The organism is Dietzia sp. DQ11-38-2, from assembly GCF_014145055.1.
Taxonomy (GTDB): domain Bacteria; phylum Actinomycetota; class Actinomycetes; order Mycobacteriales; family Mycobacteriaceae; genus Dietzia.
This window is the reverse complement of the sequence record NZ_JAALDW010000498.1, coordinates 1,659-6,908: the sequence shown is the minus strand read 5'-3', so window position 1 is coordinate 6,908 and position 5,250 is coordinate 1,659. Positions and strand designations below refer to the sequence as shown.

Below are 5,250 nucleotides of genomic sequence, written 5' to 3'. Positions count from 1 at the left end.
TCCCGGGCCGCCTCGGCCGCCGCCCGTTCAGCCCTCTCGACGGCGGCGTCGCGGTCGGCGCGGAGGAGGCCCACCTCGGCCTCGAGGCGCTTGAGCGCTGAGGTCACCTGCTCGCGGTCGAAGCCCCTGCGGACCACCGCGAACGGGCCGGCGCCCGTGGTGGGCATCTGTGTGCTCGACATGACCCCACCCTAGCGGGGCCGCCAGCCCGGGGTACTAGTGCGATCCGGTGGCCGGCTCGACCAGTTCGAGCAGGACGCCGCCCGCGTCCTTGGGGTGGATGAAGTTGATCCGCGAACCCGCTGTCCCGTTCTTCGGCGCGGGGTACAGCACCCGCACCCCCCGCCCGGTGAGGTGGGACGTGATCGCGTCGATGTCGGTCACCCGGACCGCCATCTGCTGGATTCCCGGTCCGTTGCGGTCGAGGTACTTGGCGATGGTCGAGGTGTCGTCCAGAGGTGCGAGCACCTGCAGCAGCGCACCGCCCTCCGGTCGTCCCGGCGATCCGAGCATGGCCTCGCGCACGCCCTGCTCTTCGTTGACCTCCTCGTGGAGGTTCTCCAACCCGAGATTGTCGCGGTACCAGGTGACGGCGGCATCGAAGTCGGGGACGGCCACCCCGACGTGATCGATCGCCACGACGAGCTCGGAGGGCAGTAGGGGCTGGTCGGCTGGGGTAGAGGTCATGGGGACCACGGTAGTCGGTGAGTGGAGACGGTAGTTTGGCGTGTACACGTTCAGCCCCTCGAATGGAAGGTCCGCAATGCCCGCCGACTCCACCCGCACCGTCATCGTCTCCGGGGCCCGCACCCCGTTCGGCCGCCTCCAGGGCGGGCTGTCCTCGCTCTCGGCCCCGGAGCTCGGTGGCATCGCGATCAGCGCCGCCCTCGAGCGGGGCGGTGTCTCCCCGGACGCCGTCGACCAGGTGATCATGGGACAGGTGCTCTCCGCAGGAAACGGTCAGATGCCCGCTCGTCAGGCTTCGCTCGCCGCGGGCATCCCCAAGCGGGTCGACGCGCTGAGCATCAACAAGATGTGTCTGTCCGGACTGACCGCGATCGCGCTCGCCGATCAGGCGATCCGCTCCGGGTACTCCGAGGTGGTCGTGGCCGGGGGCCAGGAGTCGATGTCGCAGGCACCGCATCTGCTGCCCAAGAGCCGCGCCGGCTACAAGTACGGGTCGATCGAGGTCCTCGACCACATGGCCTACGACGGCCTGCACGACGTTCCGACCGACCAGCCGATGGGCGCCCTCACCGAGGCGCGCAACGTCGAGCTAGAGATCACCCGCGAGCACCAGGACGAGTTCGCCGCGACCTCCCATCAGCGTGCCGCCGCCGCCGCGGAGGCCGGCCGCTTCGCGGACGAGATCGTGCCGGTGACGGTCAAGGGCCGTAAGGGCGACACCGTCGTGGAGACCGACGAAGGGGTCCGTCCGGAGTCGACCGCGGAGTCGATGGGCAAGCTCCGCCCGGCGTTCTCGAAGGACGGGACCATCACCGCGGGATCCTCGTCGCAGATCTCCGACGGCGCCTCGGCGGTCATCGTGACCACGGCCGCGCGCGCGGAGGCCGAGGGGTGGCCGGTCCTCGCCGAGATCGTCGGGTACGGCACCGTCGCGGGCCCGGACTCGACCCTGCAGCACCAGCCGGCGGACGCGGTACTGGACGCGTGCAGGCGGGCGGACGTCGACGTGAAGGACATCGACCTGTTCGAGTTCAACGAGGCCTTCGCCTCGGTCGGACTGCACTCGACCCGCATGCTCGACCTGAGCCCCGACCAGGTGAACGTGAACGGTGGTGCCATCTCGATCGGTCACCCGATCGGCGTGTCGGGCAACCGCGTCGTCCTGACCCTCGCGCTCGAGCTCGCCCGCCGTGGTGGTGGCCTCGGGGCGGCCGCGCTGTGCGGTGGTGGTGGGCAGGGTGACGCTCTGTTGATCCGCGTGCCCGCGACCAGCTGACCCCCGATCGGACCGGCCGTGGCAGGATCGAAGGCGTGACGAGACCAGGTAACCGACCCCCGTCCGCGTCCGAGCAGAAGCTCGCGGCCTCCCTCGCCGGCGCCGTCGACCTGTCGGGGCTGAAGAAGCGGGCGGAGGCGAAGCGCGACCCCGTCGCCGCCGCCCGCACGTCCGGTGGGGGCACGGGGCCGGTGACCCTGGTCGAGGTCGACGAGGCGACCTTCGAGCAGGAGGTGTTGGTCCGGTCGACCCAGGTCCCCGTGATCGTCGAACTCATGTCCCGCCGGGCACCCACGGTACTGACCAGCCTGCTGTCCTCGCTGGCCGAGGAGGGGGGCGGTCAGTGGGTGCACGCGGTCGTCGACGTGGACTCCTCCCCGGGGATCGCCCAGGCGTTCCAGGCGCGGGCGGTCCCGACCGTCGTCGCCGTCGCGGCGGGGCGGCCGCTGGCGGATTTCGAGGGGGAGCAGCCCGAGGACGCCCTGCGTCAGTGGATCGCGGCAGTCCTCCAGGCCACGGAGGGAAAGCTCAGCGGAGTGCCCGGGTCCGCGGACACCGGGGAGCCGGACGATCCGGCCGACCCCGAACGCGACGCCGCCGAGGACGCACTCGCGGGCGGCGAGCTGGACACCGCGGAGGAGCGCTTCGCCGCGCTGGTGGACTCCCGCCCGCGGGACCACTCGCTCCTCGAGGCGCTGAGGTACGTGCAGGCCGCTCGTCGTGCGGCCGAGGAGGCCGATGCCGGCGAGGGCACGGTTCCCGCGGCCCTTCGGGCGGCCGACAGGGCCCTGGTGGGAGGAGAGTACGAGTCGGCGTTCGCGGTCCTCGTCGACGCGATCCGGGTGAGCGGGGGCGACGACCGGGCGGTGCTCCGGTCCCGGCTGGTCGATCTCCTCGAGTCGCTCCCGACGGACGACCCGCGGGTCCTGGACGCCCGCCGCAACCTCGCCAACGCGCTGTACTGAGGCGTCTCGCCCGCCGTCAGCGGGTGTGGCGCAACCAGATCGTGGCGCGGGGACCGACGGTGATGCCCGCCGAGTGCGTGCGGCCGTGGTGTGGCCGATCCTCGGCGTCGACACCGCCGAGGTTGCCGACACCGGATCCCTCGTAGGCCGCGGCGTCGGTGTTGAGGATCTCCTCCCAGAACCCGGCCTCGGGGAGACCGATCCGGTAGTCGTGCAGGGCGCTGCCCGAGAAGTTCACCACACAGGCGATGATGCTGCCGGAGTGATCCGTACGCAGGAACGACAGGGCGTTGTGGTCGGCGTCGTTGGCATCGATCCACGAGAATCCCGACGGGTCGTCGTCGAGCGACCAGAGGCCGGGGTTCTCCGCGTAGCGGGCGTTCATGTCGCGGACCGAGGCGAGGATGCCACGGTGGTACTCGCCCTCCCAGCCCTCGAGGTCCCCCCAGGTGACGCCCTGTTCGTCGTTCCACTCGCCGACCTGGCCGAACTCCAGTCCCTGGAAGAGGAGCTTCTTGCCCGGGTGTGCCCACATGTAGGCGTAGAGCCCCCGCAACCCGGCCGCCCGGTCCCACGAGGAACCCGGCATGCGCTGCCACATCGATCCCTTGCCGTGCACCACCTCGTCGTGGCTGAGCGGGAGCACGAAGCGCTCACTCCAGGCGTACATCAGCGAGAACGTGATCTCGCCGTGGTGGTGGCCCCGGTAGACCGGGTCGAGTCCGACGTACCGCAGGGTGTCGTTCATCCACCCCATGTTCCACTTCATGGAGAACCCGAGCCCGCCGGTATCGGTCGGGGCGGTGACGCCGCCCCAGGAGGTCGATTCCTCCGCGATCATGAGGAATCCCGGGTGCTCCCGCTGCACGGTCGCGTTGACCTCCTGCAGGAACGAGATCGCCTCGAGGTTCTCCCGCCCGCCGTAGCGGTTGGGGGTCCACTCGCCCTCGTTGCGCGAGTAGTCCAGGTAGAGCATCGAGGCCACGGCGTCCACGCGCAGACCGTCCACGTGGAACTCCTCGGCCCAGTACAACGCGTTGGCGACCAGGAAGTTCCGGACCTCGTGACGGCCGAAGTCGAAGACGTAGGTGCCCCAGTCGGGCTGTTCACCGCGGCGGGGGTCCGCGTGTTCGTAGAGCGGGGTGCCGTCGAAGCGGCCGAGGGACCACTCGTCCTTGGGGAAGTGTGCGGGGACCCAGTCCATGAGCACGCCGATGCCGCGCGAGTGCAGGTGGTCGACCACATAGCGCAGGTCGTCCGGGGATCCGAAGCGACTGGTGGGGGCGTAGTAGGAGGAGACCTGATAGCCCCAGGAACCGCCGAAGGGGTGCTCGGCGACGGGCATGAGTTCGACGTGGGTGAAGCCGGTCTCGGCCACGTGGTCGGCCAACTGGTGGGCGAACTCCCGGTAGCCCAGCCCCGGCCGCCAGGAGCCCACGTGGACCTCGAGTACCGTCATCGGGGACCGGGAGTGGTCACGGGTCGCGCGGGCAGACACCCACTCGTCGTCGTTCCACGCGTACCCGGACGTGAAGACCCTGGACCCTGTCGCGGGCGGCACCTCGGTGGCCACGGCCAGCGGATCGGCGTGGTCGACGGTCCGGCCGTCGGCGCCGCGGACGCAGTACTTGTAGACCGCGCCGTCGGCGACGTCGGGGACGAACACCTCCCACACCCCGGAGGCGCCGATCGCGCGCAGGGGCAGGGCGACGGGGTTCCACCCGCAGAAGTCGCCCACCACGCTGACTCCCCGGGCGTTCGGGGCCCAGACGGCGAACGACGTGCCGGTGACAGGACCGCCGGGGGTGTCGTACGTGCGGACGTGCGCCCCGAGGACGGTCCACAATCGCTCGTGACGCCCCTCGTTGATCAGGTGGAGGTCCATCTCGCCCAGGGTGGGCAGGAACCTGTACCCGTCCGCGACGGTCCGGGTGTGTCCGTCCGGGTAGGTGACGTGGAACCGGTAGTCCGGGACATCCGGCTCGTCCATCATCGCCCCGAACACGCCGTCGCCGAGCGGTTCCATCGGGACGGTGCGGGAGCCGAGCACGATCTCCACCGAGGTGGCGCCGGGCTGCATGGTCCGCACGACGGAACCGCCGCCGGCCCGGTGGGCACCGTAGACCGAATGCGGGTCGCGGTGGGTCCCCGAGCGGAGCGCGTCGAACTCGTCGCGGGGGATCTCGCCCGCCGGACCCACCGGTGCGGTCGGAGCCGAGGTCCGGCCCGACGTATCCCGGGCGAGGTCCTCCGGCGTCCGCCAGGTGGCCGCCGTGTCGACGGGTGGAGGAACCCGGTCGGGCGTGGTGGTGGGCCTGCCGG

At 71.0% G+C, this 5,250-nt stretch carries 4 protein-coding genes and 1 pseudogene; 2 read left to right on the top strand and 3 right to left on the bottom strand.

From position 1 onward, the window contains the following. Positions 1-182 (bottom strand): annotated as a pseudogene (locus G6026_RS15635) (hypothetical protein); the annotation flags it as partial. Between the two features lie 34 nt (positions 183-216). Beyond that, complete coding sequence (mce, locus tag G6026_RS15630; RefSeq protein WP_182613711.1) at positions 217-687, bottom strand: methylmalonyl-CoA epimerase; 471 nt, start codon at positions 685-687, stop codon at positions 217-219. A 76-nt stretch (positions 688-763) separates the two neighbouring features. Here mce and G6026_RS15625 point away from each other — a divergent pair, with 76 nt between their 5' ends. Both G6026_RS15625 and G6026_RS15620 read left to right on the top strand, forming a co-directional pair. Next, entirely contained in the window at positions 764-1,963 is a 1,200-nt protein-coding gene (locus G6026_RS15625) for an acetyl-CoA C-acetyltransferase (RefSeq protein WP_107756712.1), read from the top strand. A 35-nt stretch (positions 1,964-1,998) separates the two neighbouring features. Further along, positions 1,999-2,928 (top strand): tetratricopeptide repeat protein, encoded by a 930-nt coding sequence (locus tag G6026_RS15620; RefSeq protein ID WP_107756711.1) that lies wholly within the window; start codon positions 1,999-2,001, stop codon positions 2,926-2,928. A 16-nt stretch (positions 2,929-2,944) separates the two neighbouring features. Here the strand turns inward: G6026_RS15620 and glgB are convergent, their stop codons facing one another. Then, a complete protein-coding gene (gene glgB / locus G6026_RS15615) occupies positions 2,945-5,128 on the bottom strand; it encodes a 1,4-alpha-glucan branching protein GlgB (RefSeq protein ID WP_182613712.1) in 2,184 nt (727 codons plus the stop codon). Positions 5,129-5,250 lie beyond the last annotated feature (122 nt).